Annotated in this window: 20 protein-coding genes; 8 read left to right on the top strand and 12 right to left on the bottom strand. The window is 56.6% G+C overall.

Annotated features, from left to right (window positions below; all coding sequences use genetic code 11):
• Positions 1–27 precede the first annotated feature (27 nt).
• A complete protein-coding gene (gene yieH / locus IM317_RS21135; RefSeq protein WP_033144361.1) occupies positions 28–693 on the bottom strand; it encodes a 6-phosphogluconate phosphatase in 666 nt (221 codons plus the stop codon).
• 164 nt (positions 694–857) lie between these two features.
• On the opposite strand from yieH, the gene adeP reads away from it, so the two are divergent.
• The gene (adeP, locus tag IM317_RS21130) at positions 858–2,195 is read left to right on the top strand and encodes an adenine permease AdeP (RefSeq protein ID WP_023309797.1); all 1,338 of its coding nucleotides are present in this window, start codon (positions 858–860) and stop codon (positions 2,193–2,195) included.
• Positions 2,196–2,287: 92 nt separating this feature from the next.
• On the opposite strand, the gene IM317_RS21125 is transcribed toward adeP, so the two are convergent.
• The 9 genes from IM317_RS21125 to rpmH all read right to left on the bottom strand — a co-directional run bounded on the left by IM317_RS21125 (position 2,288) and on the right by rpmH (position 9,807).
• Positions 2,288–2,854, bottom strand: coding sequence for an NADPH-dependent FMN reductase (locus IM317_RS21125; protein WP_049015527.1), 567 nt, complete (start codon positions 2,852–2,854; stop codon positions 2,288–2,290).
• Between the two features lie 36 nt (positions 2,855–2,890).
• Positions 2,891–3,637 carry a 4'-phosphopantetheinyl transferase superfamily protein gene (locus IM317_RS21120; protein WP_033144359.1) on the bottom strand — a complete coding sequence of 249 codons (747 nt, stop codon included), beginning with the start codon at positions 3,635–3,637 and terminating at the stop codon, positions 2,891–2,893.
• Between the two features lie 122 nt (positions 3,638–3,759).
• Positions 3,760–4,731 (bottom strand): HTH-type transcriptional regulator YidZ, encoded by a 972-nt coding sequence (gene yidZ, locus IM317_RS21115; RefSeq protein WP_029741480.1) that lies wholly within the window; start codon positions 4,729–4,731, stop codon positions 3,760–3,762.
• Positions 4,700–5,875, bottom strand: coding sequence for an MFS transporter (locus IM317_RS21110; protein ID WP_033144358.1), 1,176 nt, complete (start codon positions 5,873–5,875; stop codon positions 4,700–4,702). Before IM317_RS21110 ends, yidZ begins: the two co-directional genes overlap by 32 nt.
• Before the next feature lie 111 nt (positions 5,876–5,986).
• On the bottom strand, positions 5,987–7,351 hold the full coding sequence (gene mnmE, locus IM317_RS21105) for a tRNA uridine-5-carboxymethylaminomethyl(34) synthesis GTPase MnmE (RefSeq protein ID WP_033144357.1): 1,365 nt from the start codon (positions 7,349–7,351) through the stop codon (positions 5,987–5,989).
• Between the two features lie 72 nt (positions 7,352–7,423).
• The gene (yidC, locus tag IM317_RS21100) at positions 7,424–9,067 is read right to left on the bottom strand and encodes a membrane protein insertase YidC (protein WP_033144356.1); all 1,644 of its coding nucleotides are present in this window, start codon (positions 9,065–9,067) and stop codon (positions 7,424–7,426) included.
• A gap of 2 nt (positions 9,068–9,069) precedes the next feature.
• Positions 9,070–9,327 carry a membrane protein insertion efficiency factor YidD gene (gene yidD / locus IM317_RS21095; RefSeq protein WP_001307474.1) on the bottom strand — a complete coding sequence of 86 codons (258 nt, stop codon included), beginning with the start codon at positions 9,325–9,327 and terminating at the stop codon, positions 9,070–9,072.
• Positions 9,291–9,650 carry a ribonuclease P protein component gene (rnpA, locus tag IM317_RS21090; protein WP_032640303.1) on the bottom strand — a complete coding sequence of 120 codons (360 nt, stop codon included), beginning with the start codon at positions 9,648–9,650 and terminating at the stop codon, positions 9,291–9,293. The genes yidD and rnpA overlap by 37 nt, the downstream gene beginning before the upstream one ends.
• A gap of 16 nt (positions 9,651–9,666) precedes the next feature.
• Positions 9,667–9,807: a 50S ribosomal protein L34 gene (rpmH, locus tag IM317_RS21085; RefSeq protein WP_000831330.1), complete on the bottom strand. Its 141-nt coding sequence runs from the start codon at positions 9,805–9,807 to the stop codon at positions 9,667–9,669.
• A gap of 724 nt (positions 9,808–10,531) precedes the next feature.
• On the opposite strand from rpmH, the gene dnaA reads away from it, so the two are divergent.
• The 4 genes from dnaA to gyrB are packed head-to-tail and all read left to right on the top strand — an operon-like array spanning position 10,532 to position 16,544.
• Entirely contained in the window at positions 10,532–11,926 is a 1,395-nt protein-coding gene (gene dnaA / locus IM317_RS21080; RefSeq protein WP_010426558.1) for a chromosomal replication initiator protein DnaA, read from the top strand.
• Positions 11,927–11,930: 4 nt separating this feature from the next.
• The gene (gene dnaN, locus IM317_RS21075) at positions 11,931–13,031 is read left to right on the top strand and encodes a DNA polymerase III subunit beta (protein WP_014830028.1); all 1,101 of its coding nucleotides are present in this window, start codon (positions 11,931–11,933) and stop codon (positions 13,029–13,031) included.
• On the top strand, positions 13,031–14,104 hold the full coding sequence (gene recF, locus IM317_RS21070; RefSeq protein WP_023309805.1) for a DNA replication/repair protein RecF: 1,074 nt from the start codon (positions 13,031–13,033) through the stop codon (positions 14,102–14,104). Before dnaN ends, recF begins: the two co-directional genes overlap by 1 nt.
• 28 nt (positions 14,105–14,132) lie before the next feature.
• A complete protein-coding gene (gene gyrB, locus IM317_RS21065) occupies positions 14,133–16,544 on the top strand; it encodes a DNA topoisomerase (ATP-hydrolyzing) subunit B (protein WP_023333933.1) in 2,412 nt (803 codons plus the stop codon).
• A gap of 34 nt (positions 16,545–16,578) precedes the next feature.
• Here gyrB and IM317_RS21060 read toward each other — a convergent pair whose 3' ends face one another.
• Complete coding sequence (locus IM317_RS21060; protein ID WP_033144355.1) at positions 16,579–17,514, bottom strand: LysR family transcriptional regulator; 936 nt, start codon at positions 17,512–17,514, stop codon at positions 16,579–16,581.
• A gap of 110 nt (positions 17,515–17,624) precedes the next feature.
• Between IM317_RS21060 and IM317_RS21055 the strand changes: the two genes are divergently transcribed.
• From IM317_RS21055 to IM317_RS21045, 3 genes are all read left to right on the top strand, one after another.
• A complete protein-coding gene (locus IM317_RS21055) occupies positions 17,625–18,650 on the top strand; it encodes an NAD(P)-dependent alcohol dehydrogenase (protein ID WP_033144354.1) in 1,026 nt (341 codons plus the stop codon).
• 115 nt (positions 18,651–18,765) lie between these two features.
• Positions 18,766–19,578, top strand: coding sequence for a sugar-phosphatase (gene yidA, locus IM317_RS21050; protein ID WP_033144353.1), 813 nt, complete (start codon positions 18,766–18,768; stop codon positions 19,576–19,578).
• A gap of 50 nt (positions 19,579–19,628) precedes the next feature.
• Positions 19,629–20,858 (top strand): DUF3748 domain-containing protein, encoded by a 1,230-nt coding sequence (locus tag IM317_RS21045; RefSeq protein WP_033144352.1) that lies wholly within the window; start codon positions 19,629–19,631, stop codon positions 20,856–20,858.
• Here the strand turns inward: IM317_RS21045 and IM317_RS21040 are convergent.
• Complete coding sequence (locus IM317_RS21040) at positions 20,855–21,187, bottom strand: YceK/YidQ family lipoprotein (RefSeq protein ID WP_033144351.1); 333 nt, start codon at positions 21,185–21,187, stop codon at positions 20,855–20,857. The two genes, IM317_RS21045 and IM317_RS21040, sit on opposite strands and share 4 nt — an antisense overlap.
• Positions 21,188–21,276: the final 89 nt, after the last annotated feature.

Genomic DNA, 21,276 nt, shown 5'->3' with positions numbered 1-21,276 from the left:
GGGAGAGGGTCGGGGTGAGGGGAAAACTCAGCGAGTAATATCCCACCCGCGCGCCTTCCACAGCGCTGGCAGCTGCGCCAGATCGGTAAAGGTCGTCACGTTGGGATGATCGATCGGCTTGTTGTGCGGGTCGGCGCAGAAGTAAAACACCTCCATCCCCGCATCAATCCCCGACTGCGCGCCCGCAGACGAGTCATCCACCAGAATACAGTTCTCTACGTTGACGTTCATCGCTTTTGCCGCATGGAACATCAGCGCCGGGTCTGGCTTCCAGCGCTGGATATCGTAGCCGCTGAACAGTTTTTCCGGGAAATGGTGCAACATCTCAAGCTTGCCCAGCGAGTGCTGCATTTTGCTGACCGGGCCGTTAGAGACGACGCAGACTGGCACCGTCATCGCATCCAGCAACGCGTTAGCCCCGGAGATAACCTCCAGCTCGGAGTCGAACAGGCGTGCGACCCCGGCGCGGTACACCGGTTCCAGATCGGCTTTCGCCAGATCCACTCCGTGTTCTTCGTTAATGATGTCGATGATCTCGTAGAGCTTTACGCCCTTAAAGCGTTTAAACACCTCTTCGAGTTCCAGCGTAATGCCAAATTCCTGGAACATGGTGACATACGCGCGGGAACAAATGACCTCACTGTCGACCAGCGTACCGTCGCAGTCGAAAAATACCGCTTCAATTCCGGACATGCCTTTCCCTTTTAACAAGTTTAACGTTTACGTACGGCAGTTCGCCGGCACGCAATCGTTGCCGTATAAGCAAAATCAATGAAAAAAGTATCACGTAACCGCCACTATTGTCGCATTTTGGTATAGGATAGCGACGAATTTTCCCTCCTTGTTCGGAATTGATGATGAGTCAACAACACACTACCCAGACATCTGGTCAGGGTCTGCTTGAGCGCGTTTTTAAACTGCGCGAGCACGGCACAACGGCACGCACCGAAGTGATCGCTGGTTTCACCACCTTCCTGACGATGGTCTATATCGTTTTTGTGAACCCTCAAATTCTGGGCGTCGCTGGCATGGATACCAGCGCCGTCTTTGTAACAACCTGTCTGATCGCGGCTCTTGGCAGCATCCTGATGGGTGTGTTCGCTAACCTGCCGGTTGCGCTGGCACCGGCAATGGGCCTGAATGCGTTCTTCGCGTTCGTGGTGGTTCAGGCTATGGGTCTGCCGTGGCAGGTTGGCATGGGCGCCATCTTCTGGGGCGCGGTTGGCCTGCTGCTGCTGACCATTTTCCGCGTGCGTTACTGGATGATTGCGAACATTCCCGTGAGCCTGCGCGTGGGCATCACCAGCGGTATCGGTCTGTTCATCGGTATGATGGGGCTGAAAAACGCCGGCGTTATCGTGGCGAACCCGGACACGCTGGTGAGCATCGGTCACCTGACCTCTCATAACGTGCTGCTGGGCGTGCTGGGCTTCTTTATCATCGCGATCCTGGCTTCCCGTAATATTCACGCGGCGGTGCTGGTGTCCATCGTTGTCACCACCCTGCTGGGCTGGATGCTGGGCGATGTTCACTATAACGGTATCGTCTCCGCGCCACCGAGCGTCTCTACCGTGATTGGTCACGTCGATCTGGCGGGTTCCCTGAACCTGGGCCTGGCGGGCGTGATTTTCTCCTTCATGCTGGTCAACCTGTTTGACTCCTCCGGCACGCTGATTGGCGTGACCGATAAAGCGGGCCTGGCGGATGAAAAAGGGAAATTCCCGCGCATGAAGCAGGCGCTGTTTGTGGACAGCGTCTCCTCTGTGACCGGTGCTTTTATCGGAACCTCGTCCGTTACCGCGTACATTGAATCGTCTTCCGGCGTGTCCGTGGGCGGCCGTACCGGCCTGACGGCGGTGGTTGTGGGTATTCTGTTCCTGCTGGTGATCTTCCTCTCTCCGCTGGCGGGTATGGTTCCTCCGTATGCGGCAGCCGGCGCGCTGATCTATGTGGGGGTGCTGATGACCTCCAGCCTGTCACGCGTGAAGTGGGATGATTTAACCGAAGCGGTGCCGGCGTTTATTACCGCCGTGATGATGCCGTTCAGCTTCTCGATTACCGAAGGTATCGCGCTGGGCTTTATCTCTTACTGCGTAATGAAGATCGGTACCGGCCGCTTCCGCGACCTCAGTCCTTGCGTCATCGTTGTGGCGCTGCTGTTTGTGCTGAAGATTGTGTTTATTGACGCCAAATAAACAGCAAGCCCTTTTCTTCGAAAAGGGCTTTAATGTTTGTTCCCTCTCCCTGTGGGAGAGGGCCAGGGTAAGGGCATCAGGCTGCAATAAGCTTACGCCTTCACCCGCTTAATATAATCCCCAAACGCCGTCAGCTGGCCAGACAGATGATCGCGCGTGCTCTGATCCACCACTTCACCCGTTTGTGGGTCGACCTTGTTCTGAATCACACCACCCATAAATTCCGGCTTGTTCATGACCATCGCATCCAGGAACACCAGGATCTGGCGCAGATGATACTGGCAGCGCGCGCCGCCAATCGCGCCCATTGAGCTGGTCTGGATCAGCACCGGCTTGCCTGCCAGCGGCTGCTCAGGTAAGCGGGACAGCCAGTCGATGGCATTCTTCAGGCCACCCGGAACCGAATAGTTGTACTCCGGCGTGACGATGACCACGCCGTCGGCCTGGCGGATCTGCTCTGCCAGCGCCTCAACGCTCTGCGGAAAACCCTCTTCTTGCTGTACGTCAGCGTCATACAGCGGAATATCGCCAATAGACGGCAGGGCGCTAATGTCCATTCCTGCCGGTGCCAGCTGTGGCAGCGTGCGGGCAACCATCCCGTTAAATGAACCTTTGCGCAGGCTTCCCAGTAACGTAACTACTTTCAACGTATCAGACATGATTACTCCTGTTTCATCATGATGACCCTGATTGGATCAGCTAAGGGTGAATGCTTTTTCTGCCGGTAAACTGGTTAAACGCATCAGGCGTGCGGCGGGCTCGTTGGCGCGCTCGGGCACATCAGGAAGGCTACGCCATCCCTGTTGGCTGTCAAATTCCCAGATTTTCATGCGTTCGATGGCGGGGGTAACCGCAATGGACCAAATGAGCACATCCTCTGCGTCGCTGAGCGCCTCTACCAGTGTGGCCTGAGTGGCACGCAGACGTCCGGAGCCTGGCAGCAGCTGCAGTAGGCTGGCGTCGTCTGAGTCGCATCCACAGAGCTTGCGAATGCTCTGGCGCAGGGTAATGAGCTGGGCTCGGGCTTCGACAGGATCGTTCTGGTTGCGTACCCACAGCTTCTCATTGCTGGAGAGCGGATAGTCTTCATGCGCATTACCGCCATGGAAGCTGCGCGTCGCGCGCTGAAGTTCCATATCCAGCCCACAATCCCCTTCGGTGGTCAGCGCGACGCCAATGATATTGCCCGCGTAGGCAATCGAAAAACGAGGGAGGTCCGGGTCGGCAAAGACCGGGCGGCCTTCGGGCTGGGTAATGATGTCCGGCAGCTCGCTGGTGCCGTACAGCATAAACAGCAGTTCTGCCAGAAGCGCTCTGGACGCTAAAAACCGCGTTCTGCGGTGTTCCGGGAGAGTAAGTGCTTCACTGTGACAGGCTGAAGAAATTCTTGCCGATACGAGACGTCCTTCCGTAAGTATCCCTCTTGCAAAGTGCGTAGCCATTTTTCGCTCCTTGATAATGGTCGTAATCGGTTAAACGGTTACATGATTATCGCTTAACTTGACTCCTGTTTTAATCAGTAAATGGGAGTAAGAGAAGCCTCAGGACCGAACTTTACATTTTCTTAGGCAAAAATTGGATCGCTGGCACCGTACAGCGCCTTGATGGTTTCCCGCAGCCAGAGGATTTTCGGATTATGGCTGTTTCGTTTATGCCAGATCAGCGTGAAGGGAACGGTAAGCTTTTCAGCCTGCGCTTCGTCAATGGGAATGGGCAGCGCGATCAGCTTCCGCTGGTGGAGTTGATTGTAGTGATGGCAGTAGTGCGGAGCCGTGGCGATATAGTTATGGCCGGGCTGCGCCGCCATAAACATCGACTGCTCAAAACCCGGCACGCTCATGGCAATGTTTCTCTCCCGACCCATCTCCTTTAGCACTTCGTCCAGTGCCCAGGTGTCGCTGCGTTCCCAGAAGATGCTGATGTGCGGGTAGCGCAGGAAGGTCTCGAGGTTCCATTCATCCTGTAGCGCGGGGTGATCCTCACGCAGATACACGCACGGACGGTCGCTGAACAGGATCTCATAGTCGATGAACCACGGCATTAGCTTCAGCAATTCACGCGAGCGCGGGTGCGTTTCGCGTCCGGTGAATCCCAGATCCACCTCTCCACGCGTAATGGCGTCCAGCGAGTCGTAATCCCAGTGACGCATCTTCACCGTAGCCTGCGGATAGCGCTGGTTCACCTGCTCCAGCAGGGCGTTAAAGCGGATCAGCATCAACGGCGTTTCGGCGGCCAGCACGAACGTTAGCCCGCCCGGGGAATCATGGTGGAATTTGTCGAGGATCTGGTTGCCGATTTGCATCCAGTCAGCCAGATCCTGCTCCAGGCTTACCGTCAGCGGGGTCGGCAGCAGCCCCAACGGCGTTTTGACAAACAGCGGGTCGTCAAACCAGTCACGCAGCTTGGCCAGCGATTTACTCACCGCAGAGGGCGTCACGTTCATCCGTTTCGCCGCTTTGGTGACGCTGCGCTCCTGCAGCAAAAGCTGCAGGCACAGCAACAGGTTAAGATCGAGACTGCTGATGGGCTTCTTCATAATGCGCCGCGGGCTGGATGACCATAAGTAAGGTGATGCACAGTATGCTACAGCCAATCAGAACCCCGATCAGCATATTCAGCGCGTTAAGCCCGATGACCGCCGCCAGCCAAATCCACAGCGACGAGCCGCAGACCTGCGCAATCCCCAGCACAGAGCTTGCCACGCCTGCCCGCAGCGAGAAGGGGCCAAGCGCCTGACTCATCGCCACGCCAAAGCCAACCGAGAACCCGGCGCAAATGAGGGTAATACCCGCCAGCATCACCGCATGCGAGCTGGAGGCCGCCAGGATCGCGCCTGCCGTGAGGAATAAAACCTGTGAGGTCAGCATCAACGTACGCTGGCTAAAAACATTTAGCGCAAAGGGGGTAGAAAACGACACTGCCATACTGACCATGGCGGTTAATGCCATCACCGTTGAATACTCACCCCGATCGAAGCCCATGGTTTCCATCAGTAAAACCGGGGAAACGTTTACATAGGTCAGGATCACCGCCACGCTTAACGTGGTCACGGCCAGACGACTGAGGAAAAAGCGGTTAAGCAGCTTCTCGGCTGGGTGAATGGCTGCGGTATGACCGGTATTCTGCGAGCCCGGGTGGGTCTCTTTCAGCACGGCGATGGACAGGATAAACACCAGCGCGCCCATCGCCGCCATGGTCCAGAACAGGCTCTGCCACGGGAATTTCAGCATGATCAGATATCCCACGACCGGGGCCAGCACCGGGATGATGCAGGTAATGCCGTTCAGCATCGACAGCACCTTAGCGCGACGCTGGGCGCTTAGGGTGTCTCGCAAAATGGCAAACGCGACGACGTAACAGCCACCGGCTCCAATGCCCTGAATAAACCGTCCGGCCAGGAACAAGGTGCTGTTCTGCGCCTGTGAGCAGAGAAGAGAGGCCAGGGCAAAAATGATGGCGCCGGTTATCGCGACGGGCTGACGGCCTGCCTTATCCGCGATCTTCCCGGCAAACACCATCGACGACGCCATCCCCGCGAGATAGGCCGAAAACGCGATGTGCAGCTGCGCTTCGCTGGCGCCCAGATCGCGGGCGATGTGCGGCAATCCCACCAGATACATATCAATGCCGGACGGATAAAGCAGAACTAATGCGAAACTACAAAACAGAAAACGCGCCATAACCCCCCCATAGATGCAGGCATGCAGGATAGGGGGTGAAAAGGGATTAGGCGAGTTGCCATTTGGACAATGGTGATTTCCCGGGAGGAAATCACCATCAGTGAGCGGGCCTTACTTACCGATACAGAAGCTCGAGAAAATTCGTCCCAGCAGATCGTCCGACGTAAACTCCCCGGTGATCTCGCTCAGATTCTGCTGCGCCAGGCGCAGCTCTTCCGCCAGCAGTTCACCCGCCCAAGCGCCGATCAGCTGCGCTTTACCCTGAACGAGGTGGTTTGCCGCCTCTTCCAGCGCCTGCAGGTGGCGACGACGCGCGAGGAAGCCGCCTTCCATGCTGGTGTCAAAGCCCATGCTCTGCTTGAGATGGTTACGCAGGTCGTCAACGCCCTCACCGGTACGCGCCGACAGGCGAATCAGTGAGTGACCATTCACATCGCTGATGCCCAGCGTTTCGCCGGTGACATCCGCTTTGTTACGCACCACGGTGATGGGCAGTTTCGCCGGCAGACGGGCGATAAAGTCTGGCCAGATTTTTGCCGGGTCAACGGCGTCGGTCGTGGTGCCGTCCACCATAAACAGCACGCGGTCTGCCTGCTCGATCTCCTGCCAGGCGCGTTCGATACCGATGCGTTCAACCTCGTCGCTGGCATCGCGCAGGCCGGCGGTATCAATGATATGCAGCGGCATCCCGTCGATGTGGATATGCTCGCGGAGCACGTCGCGGGTGGTGCCGGCAATGTCGGTGACGATCGCCGCTTCACGGCCCGCCAGGGCGTTCAGCAGGCTCGATTTCCCGGCGTTAGGACGTCCGGCAATCACCACCTTCATCCCTTCGCGCAGCAGACTGCCCTGACGCGCTTCGGCGCGCACGGCGTCGAGATCGTTCATTACCTGATTGAGCTGGGCTTCGATTTTGCCGTCAGAGAGGAAGTCGATCTCCTCATCCGGGAAGTCGATAGCCGCTTCCACGTAGATCCGCAGGTGAGTAAGTGCTTCCACAAGGTGATTTACGCGGGCGGAGAATGCCCCCTGCAGCGAGTTCAGGGCGGAGCGGGCCGCCTGTTCAGAACTGGCGTCGATCAGGTCTGCAATCGCTTCTGCCTGCGCCAGGTCGAGCTTGTCGTTGAGGAAGGCACGCTCGGAGAACTCGCCCGGTTTCGCAATGCGCAGGCCAGGCAGGGTCAGGATACGTTTTAACAGCAGGTCGAGGATAACCGGGCCGCCGTGGCCCTGCAGCTCCAGCACGTCTTCGCCGGTGAAGGAGTTCGGGCCGGGGAACCACAGCGCAATGCCCTGGTCCAGCGGCGTGCCGTCGGTATCTTTAAACGGCAGGTAATCAGCGTAGCGCGGCTTTGGCAGTTTACCCAGCACCGCTTCGGCCACCTCGCGCGCCTTCAGGCCGGAGATACGCAGAATGCCTACACCACCGCGTCCCGGTGGGGTTGCCTGGGCGACGATAGTGTCGTTATGGCTCATGGTTGGTCTCGTTCAATACAAATAAAAAAGGCGGTCAATCGACCGCCCTTATTTTAGCGTTAACTTACCGAATCAGGACTTTTTCTTTTCGCGGCTATGCAGGCCACGTTTTTCCAGACCACGATAAATCAGCTGCTGCTGGATGATGGTCACCAGGTTGCTGACGATATAGTACAGCACCAGACCTGACGGGAACCACAGGAAGAACACGGTGAAGATGACCGGCATAAAGGTCATGATCTTCTGCTGCATCGGGTCGGTCACGGTGGTCGGCGACATCTTCTGGATGAAGAACATCGTCACGCCCATCAGGATCGGCAGGATGTAGTACGGGTCCTGTGCGGACAGGTCATGGATCCACAGTGCGAACGGCGCGTGGCGCAGCTCAACGGAACCCATCAGCATGTAGTACAGCGCAAGGAAGATTGGCATCTGAATCAGCAGCGGGAAGCAACCACCCAGTGGGTTTACTTTCTCTGCTTTATACAGGGCCATCATTTCCTGGCTCTGACGCTGTTTGTCATCGCCCAGACGCTCACGCATCGCCGCAATTTTCGGCTGCAGCATACGCATCTTCGCCATGGAGGTGTACTGCGCTTTAGTCAGCGGGTACATGATGCCACGAACGATGAAGGTAATAACGATGATGGAGAAGCCCCAGTTACCCAGGAAGCTGTGGATGAACTTCAGCAGCTTAAACAGCGGCTGAGAGATGAACCACAACCAGCCGTAATCGACGGTCAGATCCAGGTGCGGCGCAACAGCGGCCATTTTGTCCTGAATTTCCGGGCCGACCCACAGGGTGCTTGCCATCTTACCGGTTTGACCCGGCTGAACCAGAACCGGCTGAGATTTGTAGCCGATGGCTGCAAGACCGTTGCCCAGGTTCGCGGTATAGAAGTTATTCGTACCGTCGTTGTTTGGGATCCAGGCCGTTGCGAAATACTGTTGCAGCATCGCAACCCAACCGCCTTTGGAACTAACGTTCAGGTTTTCGTTATCGGCAATGGTGTCGAATTTGTATTTCTCATACTTCGCGTCTGGCGTGGAGTACGCCGCGCCACGGAAGGTATGCAGCGCAAAGTTGCTGCTTCCGGTGTCACGGTGAGACGGCAGATTGATGGACTGCTTCAGCTGGCCAAAGGTCGACAGCTCCAGTGGTTTCGCACTGGCGTTCTGTACGCTGTAGCCCACGTTCACCGCATATTCACCGCGTTTCAGAGTGAAGGTTTTAGTGAAGGTGTTGCCTGCGGCGTCGGTGTACGTCATCGGGATCGCGAGTTCGTTCTGACCATCAGCCAGTACAAAGGTGTCGCTCTCGACGTTATACAGTGGACGCGCACCGTTAGCCGGGTTATCCGGGCCATCACGACCGGTCAGGCCGCTCTGCGCCTGGTAGATAAACTCAGGCGTGGTTTCCAGTAACTGGAACGGTTCGTTAGACTTCAGCTCTTTCGGGTAGGTCAACAGCAGCGCCTGCTCAACATCACCACCACGGGTGTTGATTGTCAGCTCAAGCACATCGGTCTTAACCGTAATCTGTTTCCCCTGGCCACTGGCCGGTACGCCCTGGTCGGCGGCGCTACCCGCTGCGGTGGTCGTAGTCTGCGTGGTCTGCTGCTGGGGTTGAGGATTTTTATCCTGCTCCCATGCCTGCCAGATCATGAAAGACACGAACAACAAAGCGATGATAAGAAGATTGCGTTGCGAATCCATCGTTAGTGTTCTCTGGTATCAAAGGGTCCTGGGGGGACGGGGTCGTCTCCACCGGGGTGTAAAGGGTGGCATTTTAATACGCGTTTCACCGTCAACCAACTGCCTTTTATCACTCCAAACCTGCGCAATGCCTCAATTCCGTAGCTTGAGCATGTTGGTGTGAAACGGCAGTGCGGCCCGAGTAGCGGACTAATCAGGCGTTGATAGACCCGAATGAGGGCTATCAGGACCCGTGAGCCAGGCGACAGTGGCGGCGCCATAATTTTTCCAACGCTTCCGAGAGAGCACGGTTATCGAGGTCGGCAACCCCTTTCTTCGCCACCACCACGAAATCCATTGAAGGCAGTTCGTGCTGACGTAAACGGAAGCTTTCACGCGTCAGACGTTTAATCCGATTGCGTTCATGCGCACGCTTAACATTTTTCTTGGCGACTGTGAGACCGATGCGGGGATGCCCCAGCGAATTTTGGCGGCCGAGGATGGTGATTTGCGGCGTGCCAGCCCGTAGTGGCTGCTGGAAGACGAAAGTGAAATGAGCGGGAGTTAACAAACGTAACTCCCTGGGAAATGCTAGCTTAACCACTCAGGGGTTAGCTTTATTACTTGGAAACGGTCAGACGAGCGCGGCCTTTAGCACGACGACGTGCCAGAACCTGACGACCATTTTTAGTAGCCATACGAGCACGGAAGCCGTGAGAACGGTTGCGCTTCAGTACAGACGGTTGAAAAGTGCGTTTCATGGCGATTTCTACCTAAACTTGAATAAATTCACTGACTTTTGCGTATACCCGAACGAGTTTCGAACGACTAACGCCTCAGCGTGGGTGATTAAAGAGGCCGGATTGTAATAATTGTACACTCCGGAGTCAATTCTCTTTCCTTATTTCCCGCGTATTTCCGCACGTTTTCGCGTGGAAAATGAGCAACGGACGACGCAGGAAGATGAGCATCACGCGCCGGGTCGAGGATTATACGGCCTCGCCAACAAAGCGCAAGGATCGTCCCGGATCTTCGTTAGATCATTTAAGCAATAAATTGTCTGTGCTCATTAATTTTTCCAATATGCGGACTAAATCGTGGGGCACTGGCGCCAGGATCGTTTACACTTATCCGGTTCCGGATCTTCCTGTGGATAAATCGGGAAGAATCTGTGAGAAACAGAAGATCTCTGGCTCAGTTTAGGCTATGATCCGCGGTCCCGATCGGGATCCAGCGATCCTGGCCGGGTATGACACAAAATCGTTCACGCTGTATCAAGGCGGCAAAGGAGCGAGTCCCCTGGAGCGTACGCAAGTACGTGACTGGGGCGAGCGAGTGCAGCCAACGCAGAGACGGCTTGAACGATGAAGTGTATAACCGCAGATAGCGGTTCGCACATCACCCTTTTGCACAGGGTCATGTCGATGTGCGCCAACAATCATGAATATTCAATAGTTTTCTTTTATTGTTCGAGTGGAGTCCGCCGTGTCACTTTCGCTTTGGCAGCAGTGTCTTGCCCGATTGCAGGATGAGTTACCAGCCACAGAATTCAGTATGTGGATCCGCCCATTGCAGGCGGAACTGAGCGATAACACGCTGGCTTTGTATGCGCCAAACCGTTTTGTGCTCGATTGGGTAAGGGACAAGTACCTTAATAACATCAATGGACTGCTGAACGATTTCTGCGGGTCAGATGCCCCGCAGCTGCGCTTTGAAGTGGGCACAAAGCCGGTGACCCAAACCGTCCGTGAAACCGTGAACGTAGCAGCGCCCGCTCAGGCCGCGCCTGCTCCAGCCCCTCGCGTCGCACCCGCTCGTCAGGGCTGGGATAATGTCCCCGCACCGGCTGAGCCAACCTACCGCTCTAACGTTAACGTGAAACACACGTTCGATAACTTCGTTGAAGGTAAGTCGAACCAGCTGGCGCGCGCGGCGGCTCGTCAGGTTGCTGATAATCCCGGTGGGGCCTACAACCCGCTGTTCCTTTACGGCGGCACGGGTCTGGGTAAAACGCACCTGCTGCATGCAGTGGGTAACGGCATTATGGCGCGCAAGCCCAATGCCAAAGTGGTGTATATGCACTCCGAGCGCTTCGTTCAGGACATGGTAAAAGCCCTGCAAAACAATGCGATCGAAGAGTTTAAACGCTACTATCGTTCCGTTGACGCGCTGCTCATCGATGACATCCAGTTCTTTGCGAATAAAGAACGATCGCAGGAAGAGTTTTTCCACACCTTCAATGCCCTGCTGGAAGGCAATCAGCAGATCATTTTGACCTCGGATCGTTATCCAAAAGAGATCAACGGCGTTGAAGATCGTCTGAAATCCCGCTTCGGCTGGGGCCTGACCGTGGCGATCGAGCCACCGGAGCTGGAAACCCGCGTCGCGATCCTGATGAAGAAAGCCGATGAAAACGACATTCGCCTGCCGGGCGAAGTGGCGTTCTTCATTGCCAAGCGTCTGCGCTCCAACGTGCGCGAGCTGGAAGGGGCGCTGAACCGCGTTATCGCCAATGCCAACTTTACCGGTCGTGCGATCACCATCGATTTTGTGCGTGAAGCGCTGCGCGATTTGCTGGCATTGCAGGAAAAACTGGTCACTATCGACAATATTCAAAAGACGGTGGCTGAGTACTACAAGATCAAAGTGGCAGATTTACTGTCTAAACGTCGTTCCCGCTCGGTGGCGCGTCCGCGTCAGATGGCGATGGCGCTGGCAAAGGAGTTAACCAACCACAGTCTGCCGGAAATCGGGGATGCGTTTGGTGGCCGTGACCATACGACCGTGCTGCACGCTTGTCGTAAGATTGAGCAGTTACGCGAAGAAAGCCACGACATAAAAGAAGATTTTTCCAATTTAATCAGAACATTATCATCGTGACGCTATGAAATTTACCGTTGAACGTGAACATTTATTAAAACCGCTGCAACAGGTGAGTGGCCCATTAGGTGGCCGCCCAACGCTGCCTATTCTCGGAAACCTGCTGCTTCAGGTCGCGGACGGTACGCTGTCGCTGACCGGTACAGATCTGGAAATGGAAATGATCGCGCGCGTTACGCTGACGCAGCCGCACGACGCGGGCGCGACCACGGTTCCGGCACGTAAATTCTTTGATATCTGCCGCGGGCTGCCGGAAGGCGCTGAAATCGCCGTGCAGCTGGAAGGCGACCGTATGCTGGTGCGCTCTGGCCGCAGCCGTTTCTCGCTCTCCACGCTGCCTGCTGCGGACTTCCCGAACCTGGACGACTGGCAGAGCGAAGTTGAATTCACCCTGCCGCAGGCGACGATGAAGCGTCTGATTGAAGCCACGCAGTTCTCCATGGCGCATCAGGACGTCCGTTACTACTTAAACGGCATGCTGTTCGAAACCGAAGGTGAAGAGCTGCGTACCGTAGCCACCGACGGCCACCGTCTGGCGGTCTGTTCTATGCCGATTGGCGACGCGCTGCCAAACCATTCGGTGATCGTGCCGCGTAAAGGGGTGATTGAGCTGATGCGTATGCTCGACGGCGGCGACACGCCGCTGCGCGTGCAGATCGGCAGCAACAACATCCGCGCACACGTGGGCGATTTTGTTTTCACTTCGAAGCTGGTTGACGGTCGTTTCCCGGATTATCGCCGCGTATTGCCGAAGAATCCGGACAAAACGCTGGAAGCGGGCTGCGATAGCCTCAAGCAGGCCTTTGCCCGTGCAGCCATTCTCTCCAACGAGAAATTCCGCGGCGTGCGCCTGTACGTGAGTGAAAACCAGATCAAAATCACCGCTAACAACCCGGAGCAGGAAGAGGCAGAAGAGATTCTGGACGTCACCTACGCCGGCGCTGAGATGGAAATCGGCTTTAACGTCAGCTACGTACTGGATGTGCTGAATGCGCTGAAATGCGAAAACGTACGCATTCTGCTGACCGACTCCGTTTCAAGCGTACAGATTGAAGATGCCGCATCACAGTCGGCTGCCTATGTTGTTATGCCAATGAGACTGTAATGTCGCTCACCCGTCTGTTGATCCGCGACTTTCGCAATATCGAAAGCGCGGATCTCGCTTTATCTCCTGGCTTTAACTTCCTGGTTGGCGCAAACGGCAGCGGCAAAACCAGCGTGCTTGAGGCCATCTATACGCTCGGCCACGGTCGGGCGTTTCGCAGTTTGCAGATTGGTCGCGTCATTCGCCACGAGCAGGAATCCTTTGTTCTGCACGGGCGTTTGCAGGGGGCGGAGCGGGAAACCGCTATCGGCCTGACCAAAGACAAGCAGGGCGACAGCAAGGTGCGCATCGACGGCACCGACGGCCATAAAGTGGCGGAGCTGGCGCTGCTGATGCCAATGCAGCTGATTACGCCGGAGGGGTTTACTTTACTCAACGGCGGCCCCAAATACAGAAGAGCGTTCCTCGACTGGGGATGCTTTCACAACGAAGCCGGTTTCTTTAACGCCTGGAGCAACCTGAAGCGTCTGCTCAAGCAGCGTAACGCTGCACTGCGCCAGGTTACCCGTTACGCCCAGCTGCGTCCGTGGGACATGGAGTTAATCCCTCTCGCGGAACAAATCAGCAACTGGCGTGCCGAATACAGCGCAGGTATCGCCGAAGACATGGCCGACACCTGCAAACAGTTTTTACCCGAGTTCTCTCTCACCTTCTCTTTCCAGCGCGGCTGGGAGAAAGAGACGGATTATGCCGAGGTGTTAGAGAGAAGCTTCGAGCGTGACCGCATGTTGACCTACACCGCGCACGGCCCGCACAAGGCGGATTTCCGCATTCGTGCCGACGGTGCACCGGTGGAAGACACGCTGTCGCGCGGGCAGCTCAAGCTCCTGATGTGTGCGCTGCGCCTGGCACAGGGAGAGTTTCTCACACGCGAGAGCGGAAGACGCTGCCTGTACCTGATAGATGATTTTGCCTCGGAACTTGACGACGCGCGGCGCGGGCTGCTTGCCAGCCGCTTAAAAGCCACTCAGTCGCAGGTTTTCGTCAGCGCCATTAGCGCTGAACACGTTATAGACATGTCGGACGAAAATTCGAAGATGTTTACCGTGGAAAAGGGTAAAATAACGGATTAACCCAAGTTGAAATGAGCGAGAAACGTTGATGTCGAATTCTTATGACTCCTCCAGTATCAAAGTCCTGAAAGGGCTGGATGCGGTGCGTAAGCGCCCGGGTATGTATATCGGCGACACGGATGACGGCACCGGTCTGCACCACATGGTATTCGAGGTGGTAGATAACGCTATCGACGAAGCGCTCGCGGGTCACTGTAAAGACATCGTGGTCACCATCCATGCGGACAACTCCGTCTCCGTCACCGATGATGGTCGTGGCATCCCAACCGGTATTCACCCGGAAGAGGGCGTCTCTGCCGCGGAAGTGATCATGACCGTGCTGCACGCAGGCGGTAAGTTTGACGATAACTCCTATAAAGTTTCCGGCGGCCTGCACGGCGTAGGCGTCTCCGTGGTTAACGCCCTGTCGCAGAAGCTGGAGCTGGTTATCCAGCGAGAAGGCAAAATTCACCGTCAGCTCTATACGCACGGCGTGCCGCAGGCACCGCTGGCCGTTACCGGCGATACCGACAAAACCGGTACCATGGTGCGTTTCTGGCCGAGCCATGAAACCTTCACCAACGTCACCGAATTCGAGTACGACATCCTGGCGAAACGCCTGCGTGAACTGTCGTTCCTGAACTCCGGCGTCTCTATTCGCCTGCGCGACAAGCGTGACGGCAAAGAAGACCACTTCCACTACGAAGGCGGTATCAAGGCGTTCGTTGAGTATCTGAACAAGAACAAAACGCCTATTCACCCGAATATCTTCTACTTCTCCACCGAAAAAGACGGTATCGGTGTGGAAGTGGCGCTGCAGTGGAACGACGGTTTCCAGGAAAACATCTACTGCTTCACCAATAATATTCCACAGCGTGACGGCGGTACGCACCTTGCAGGCTTCCGTGCGGCGATGACCCGTACCCTGAACGCCTACATGGACAAAGAAGGCTACAGCAAGAAAGCAAAAGTCAGCGCCACCGGTGATGACGCCCGTGAAGGCCTGATTGCCGTTGTCTCCGTGAAGGTGCCGGATCCGAAGTTCTCCTCACAGACCAAAGACAAGCTGGTCTCTTCCGAGGTGAAATCGGCGGTTGAACAGCAGATGAACGAACTGCTGAGCGAATACCTGCTGGAAAACCCGTCCGACGCGAAAATCGTGGTGGGTAAAATTATTGATGCGGCGCGTGCCCGTGAAGCGGCGCGTAAAGCCCGTGAAATGACCCGTCGTAAAGGCGCGCTGGACTTAGCAGGCCTGCCGGGCAAACTGGCTGACTGCCAGGAACGTGACCCGGCGCTGTCCGAACTGTACCTCGTGGAAGGGGACTCCGCGGGCGGTTCTGCGAAGCAGGGCCGTAACCGTAAGAACCAGGCTATCCTGCCGCTGAAGGGTAAAATCCTCAACGTTGAGAAAGCCCGTTTCGACAAGATGCTCTCTTCTCAGGAAGTGGCGACGCTCATTACCGCGCTGGGCTGCGGCATCGGCCGTGATGAGTACAACCCGGACAAACTGCGCTACCACAGCATCATCATCATGACCGATGCGGACGTCGACGGCTCGCACATTCGTACGCTGCTGTTGACCTTCTTCTATCGTCAGATGCCTGAAATCGTTGAGCGTGGTCACGTCTACATTGCACAGCCGCCGCTGTACAAGGTGAAGAAAGGCAAGCAGGAACAGTACATTAAAGACGACGAAGCGATGGATCAGTACCAAATCGCGATCGCCCTTGATGGCGCGACCCTGCACGCGAACTCGCACGCCCCTGCACTGGCCGGTGAGCCGCTGGAGCGTCTGGTGTCCGAGTTCAACGCCACGCAGAAAATGATTACGCGTATGGAACGCCGTTATCCGAAAACGCTGCTGAAGGAGCTGGTTTATCAGCCAACCCTGACCGAAGCCGATCTGAGCGACGAGCAGACCGTGACCCGCTGGGTGAATGCCCTGGTGACCGATCTCAACGAGAAAGAGCAGCACGGCAGCATGTGGAAATGCGATATCCAGCAGAACGCCGATAAGCAGTTCGAGCCTATTATTCGCGTGCGTACCCACGGCGTTGACACCGACTATCCGCTGGAGCACGAGTTTGTGACCGGTCCGGAATACCGTCGTATCTGCACGCTCGGCGAGACGCTGCGTGGCCTGATCGAAGACGATGCGTTCATCGAGCGTGGCGAACGTCGTCAGCCGGTAGCCAGCTTCGAGCAGGCGCTGGACTGGCTGGTGAAAGAGTCTCGTCGTGGTCTTGCGATCCAGCGCTATAAAGGTCTGGGCGAAATGAACCCGGACCAGCTGTGGGAAACCACCATGGATCCGGAAAGCCGCCGCATGCTGCGCGTGACCGTTAAGGACGCGATTGCCGCGGACCAGCTGTTCACGACCCTGATGGGCGATGCGGTTGAACCACGTCGTGCCTTCATCGAAGAGAACGCCCTGAAAGCGGCAAATATCGATATTTAATCGTCGTTATACCGCACGATAACTGGCCGCGCTTTTAGCGCGGCTTTTTTATGGGCGCTGGAAGGTCCAGTGACATCGCTGCCGGTAAACGGCTCGCCAGCGTATCTATCGCTATTCTTACCCTCAGCGGCAGATGCGGCGTCTGCTGCCACACCGCATGAACGTTGAAATGCACATCCGGTGCCTGCTTCAGGAGCGGGACGAGTTTACCCTGGTGAATATCTTTGACGACCATCCAGCAGGGCAGCCATGCAATGCCGTGTCCGGCCAGCGCGGCGTCGCAGATCGCCTGCAAATCATCCATATTGAGCGACGATCGGGGTGTAAAGGTGTGCGACGTTCCTTCGTTATCCATCAGCTGCCAGGACAACACTCTGCCTGCGCTCAAATAGTTAATGGCCGTATGCTGGGATAAATCATTAACGCTTTGTGGCTGGCCTTTCTTCAGCAGATACTCCGGCGCGGCGCACAGCACCATGCGGTGTTCTCCCAGCTTTCTGGCGACCAGCACGCTGCTGTCCTGAAGCGTGCCGTTACGCACCGCCATATCAAACCCCTCCTCAACCAGATCCACCACGCGGTCGCTGAATGACATTTCCAGTTCAAGCCCGGGGTGTTCCTGCGCCAGCGCTATCAGCAAGGGGGCGACGCACTGGCGACCAAACAGCACCGGCATGGAAACGCGCAGGCGGCCGCTGACCTGCTGTTTCCCCGTTTCAAGCAGCGATTCCGCACCCCGAATCTCCTCCAGCGCGCGCAGACAGCGTTCATAAAAAAGGGCGCCGTTATCGGTCAGACTCTGGCTGCGGGTGGTGCGCTGAAAAAGACGTACCCCAAGCCGCTGTTCGAGGCGAGCGATGCTTTTTCCGACCGCCGAACGTGACAAATGCAGGCGAATCGCGGCCTGCGCGAAACTTCCCGCCTCAACGGCGGCCACGAAAACAGGAATATCCTTCAGCGTATCGGTCATGGATTGTATCTGTTATGGCGTCAATAAAGAGAAAACTTATCGCCACTGGCGACCTTTAGTCAACGGTAGACTGTCAGGACTAAAGCTTATCTGATGGCAGGAGAAATAAAATGACAGAGACAATGCAACGCTGGTCCATGGATGCCCTCGGGCGCGAGAACCTCCAGCTGACTCAGGCGCCCGTTCCACAGCCAGGTCCGGGTGAAGTGCGCGTAAGGGTAAATGCCGTTGCGCTTAACTATCGCGATAAAATGGTTGTTGAAGGCACAATGCCGATCCCGCTTTCCTTCCCGTTTACCCCGGCGTCTGACATGGCGGGCGTGGTGGACAGCATTGGTGAAGGCGTTACGCGCTTCCAGCCCGGCGCGCGCGTCATCTCAACCTTCTTCCCGGAGTGGATCGACGGTAAGCCGCAGGCGGACGCGCGCAATCTGCCCTATAAAACGTCCGGTGGATACTTCCAGGGCATGCTGTCCGAGCATGTGATTGTGAAGGAAGACGCGCTGGTGGCCTCTCCGGAGACCCTGGATGACGCCGAGGCCAGCACCTTACCCTGCGCAGGGCTTACCGCCTGGTTTGCGCTGGTGGAACGCGGCCAGCTCCGCGCCGGGCAATCGGTGCTGGTGCAGGGCACGGGCGGCGTGGCGATATTCGCCCTTCAGATTGCAAAAGCGCACGGCGCGGAGGTGTTTGTCACCTCGGGGAGCGATGAGAAACTGGCGCTGGCCAAAACGCTGGGGGCCAGCCACGGCATCAACCGGCTGAAAGGCGACTGGGCTGAAAATACGCTGGCGCTCACGCAGGATCGCGGTATCGACCATATTATTGAAACCGTCGGTGGAGAGAATCTGAAGCATTCCCTGCGCGCCGTTGCCGTTCACGGACGTATCTCCGTCATTGGCGTGCTGGCCGGGACGGAGATTACCCTCTCTGCTGGCGAACTTTTGCTGAAATCCCCCGTCATTCAGGGGATTGGCGTGGGGCACCGCCGGGCGCTGGAAGATTTTGTCCGCGCTGTTGACGTCACGGGGCTGAAGCCGGTGATTGAGCATCGCTACCGTTTTAACGAGCTTGAACAGGCGTTTGAACATCTGGATCGCGGCGCGTTCGGTAAAATTGTGCTCACCCGCGAGTAAGCCTTTGTTCCCCGGAATAAGCGTAAAAGGGGCATTCCTGTTGCGCAATATAGCTCTATTTTTGTGTGCTTAATCGCGTTAGCATGAGGCAGCACTCATTTATTCCGGGGAACTCATGGCTATCAAACTCATTGCAATCGACATGGACGGCACGCTGCTGCTGCCAGACCACACCATCTCTCCAGCCGTTAAAAACGCGATCGCCGCGGCGCGCGCTAAGGGCGTGAATGTGGTCCTGACCACGGGGCGTCCGTATGCGGGTGTACACAGCTACCTGAAAGAGCTGCACATGAATCAGCCGGGCGACTACTGCATCACCTATAACGGCGCGCTGGTGCAGAAAGCCGCAGATGGCAGTACGGTTGCGCAAACCGCGCTGAGCTACGATGACTATCTGTTCCTGGAAAAACTGTCCCGTGAAGTGGGTTCCCACTTCCACGCGCTCGATCGCAATACGCTCTATACCGCCAACCGCGATATCAGCTACTACACGGTACATGAATCCTACGTTGCGACCATTCCGCTGGTGTTCTGTGAAGCGGAGAAAATGGACCCGGCGACGCAGTTCCTGAAAGTGATGATGATCGACGAGCCGGAGATCCTGGATAAAGCGATTGCGCGCATTCCGGCGGAGGTAAAAGAGAAGTACACCGTGCTGAAAAGCGCACCGTACTTCCTCGAAATCCTCGATAAACGCGTCAATAAAGGCACCGGTGTCAAATCACTGGCCGATGCGCTGGGCATTAAACAGGACGAGATCATGGCGCTGGGCGACCAGGAAAATGACATCGCGATGATTGAATTCGCCGGTATGGGCGTGGCGATGGATAACGCGATCCCATCGGTGAAAGAAGTGGCTAACTTCGTGACCAAATCCAACCTCGAAGACGGCGTGGCTTATGCCATCGAGAAGTTTGTGCTGAACTAAAAACCCGCTTGCGATACCCTGATGCGATAACTGCGCATCAGGGTATCCTCATGAAACAAATCACCTTCGCTTCCCGCAACCACCAGCTGACCAACATCAATACCTGGACGCCGGACAGCCAGTGGCTGGTCTACGACGTGCGCCCGTCCGGTGCGTCGTTCACCGGTGAAACCATCGAACGGGTCAATGTCGCGACGGGTGAGGTAGAGGTGGTTTATCGCGCGACTGACGGCGCGCATGTCGGCGTGGTGACCGTTCATCCTGCAGAAGAGAAATATGTCTTTATCCACGGCCCGAAAAACCCGGATGCGGACTGGCACTACGATTTTCATCATCGTCAGGGAGTGGTTGCACAAAACGGTCAGGTGAGCAACCTAGACGCGATGGATATCACAGCGCCTTACACCGCAGGCGCGCTGCGCGGCGGCAGCCACGTCCATGTCTTCAGCCCGAACGGGCAGCTCGTCAGCTTTACCTATAACGACCATGTTCTGCACGAGCGCGATCCTAAACTTGATTTACGCAACGTCGGCGTGGCTGCGCCTTACGGCCCGGTGAACCCGCAGGGGAACCACCCCCGTGAATATTCGGGAACCTTCTGGAGCGTGCTGGTTAGCCGCACCACGCACAACCCACGGCCGGGCAGCGATGAAATCAACCGCGCTTACGAAGAGGGCTGGGTGGGCAACGGCAGGCTGGCGTTTATCGGCGATACCCTTTCCGCGCAGGGCGAAAAAGTACCCGAACTGTTTATCGTCGACCTGCCGAAAGACGAGCAGGGCTGGAAGCGTGCGGGCGATGCGCCGCTACAGGGCACGACGGAGACCCTGCCTGCGCCGCCTGCGGGTGTGAATCAGCGTCGTTTGACCTTTACGCATCAGAGGGCGTACCCGGGCCTGGTGAACGTGCCGCGTCACTGGGTTCGCAGCAACCCGCAGGGGACGCAGATTGCGTTTCTGATGCGGGATGATAACGGCATTGTGCAGCTGTGGCTGATCTCTCCTGAGGGCGGCGAGCCGCGCCAGTTGACGCGTACCGGGAGTGATATTCAGTCAGCATTTAACTGGCATCCTGCGGGCGACAGTCTGGGGTTTGTGCTCGAAAATCGGATCGCCTGCTGCGACGCACGGACCGGAGAGGTGACGTTTTTGACGTCCGATCATGGCAACCCACCGTCTGCTGATGCGGTCGTGTTTTCCCCTGACGGGCGCGTTATTGCGTGGATGGAGGAGACAGCCGGTTTCCGTCAGCTTTGGGTGACGGAAACCGCGCAGTACTAGCGTGGAGGCATTTCAGCGGGCGGGATGACGGCGTTTGTCGCCAGATTTTCCTGCTCGCTTTTCTCTACACGCGAGCGTACGGAGTTGTCCTTACGAAACATATCCCACGGCAGCAGAAGCGTATCCGCCACGGCCGTAAACGGCATATCCAGGATAACCAGGGATTTGGTGCCCCAGTTTGTATCGTCATCGGAGAGCATCGCCGCGCTGGCGCGCGTCCCCGGATATGTTCCTTCTTTACCGCCGGTGTGAGACATCACGCTCGAACACCCGCAAAGTAAAACTACCCCGCTGAACGTCGTCAGCTTTATCAGAACATTTTTCATCATCACTCAGTCATCGTTAATGGCACTGCATAGACCTGCAACTCAGGGTTATAGCGAGCCTTATCCAAAATGGATAGCCCGATAACCCCGCA

Origin of the sequence: Enterobacter cloacae complex sp. S3, from assembly GCF_014930495.1 — a bacterium.
Lineage (GTDB): Bacteria > Pseudomonadota > Gammaproteobacteria > Enterobacterales > Enterobacteriaceae > Enterobacter > Enterobacter asburiae_B.
Note: the sequence above shows the minus strand (reverse complement) of the source record. Positions and strands in the feature narration are given on the sequence as shown.

What these genes read in the sequence shown, in the direction of transcription:
- adeP (WP_023309797.1), top strand. Translation starts at nt 858, where the DNA reads ATGAGTCAACAACACACTACCCAGACATCTGGTCAGGGTCTGCTTGAG.
- IM317_RS21055 (WP_033144354.1), top strand. Translation starts at nt 17,625, where the DNA reads ATGACAGAGACAATGCAACGCTGGTCCATGGATGCCCTCGGGCGCGAG.
- yidZ (WP_029741480.1), bottom strand. Translation starts at nt 4,731, where the DNA reads ATGAAGAAGCCCATCAGCAGTCTCGATCTTAACCTGTTGCTGTGCCTG.
- IM317_RS21040 (WP_033144351.1), bottom strand. Translation starts at nt 21,187, where the DNA reads ATGATGAAAAATGTTCTGATAAAGCTGACGACGTTCAGCGGGGTAGTT.
- yidC (WP_033144356.1), bottom strand. Translation starts at nt 9,067, where the DNA reads ATGGATTCGCAACGCAATCTTCTTATCATCGCTTTGTTGTTCGTGTCT.
- IM317_RS21060 (WP_033144355.1), bottom strand. Translation starts at nt 17,514, where the DNA reads ATGACCGATACGCTGAAGGATATTCCTGTTTTCGTGGCCGCCGTTGAG.
- gyrB (WP_023333933.1), top strand. Translation starts at nt 14,133, where the DNA reads ATGTCGAATTCTTATGACTCCTCCAGTATCAAAGTCCTGAAAGGGCTG.
- mnmE (WP_033144357.1), bottom strand. Translation starts at nt 7,351, where the DNA reads ATGAGCCATAACGACACTATCGTCGCCCAGGCAACCCCACCGGGACGC.
- recF (WP_023309805.1), top strand. Translation starts at nt 13,031, where the DNA reads ATGTCGCTCACCCGTCTGTTGATCCGCGACTTTCGCAATATCGAAAGC.
- yidA (WP_033144353.1), top strand. Translation starts at nt 18,766, where the DNA reads ATGGCTATCAAACTCATTGCAATCGACATGGACGGCACGCTGCTGCTG.
- IM317_RS21110 (WP_033144358.1), bottom strand. Translation starts at nt 5,875, where the DNA reads ATGGCGCGTTTTCTGTTTTGTAGTTTCGCATTAGTTCTGCTTTATCCG.
- yieH (WP_033144361.1), bottom strand. Translation starts at nt 693, where the DNA reads ATGTCCGGAATTGAAGCGGTATTTTTCGACTGCGACGGTACGCTGGTC.
- IM317_RS21045 (WP_033144352.1), top strand. Translation starts at nt 19,629, where the DNA reads ATGAAACAAATCACCTTCGCTTCCCGCAACCACCAGCTGACCAACATC.
- IM317_RS21125 (WP_049015527.1), bottom strand. Translation starts at nt 2,854, where the DNA reads ATGTCTGATACGTTGAAAGTAGTTACGTTACTGGGAAGCCTGCGCAAA.
- IM317_RS21120 (WP_033144359.1), bottom strand. Translation starts at nt 3,637, where the DNA reads ATGGCTACGCACTTTGCAAGAGGGATACTTACGGAAGGACGTCTCGTA.
- yidD (WP_001307474.1), bottom strand. Translation starts at nt 9,327, where the DNA reads ATGGCGCCGCCACTGTCGCCTGGCTCACGGGTCCTGATAGCCCTCATT.
- dnaN (WP_014830028.1), top strand. Translation starts at nt 11,931, where the DNA reads ATGAAATTTACCGTTGAACGTGAACATTTATTAAAACCGCTGCAACAG.
- rpmH (WP_000831330.1), bottom strand. Translation starts at nt 9,807, where the DNA reads ATGAAACGCACTTTTCAACCGTCTGTACTGAAGCGCAACCGTTCTCAC.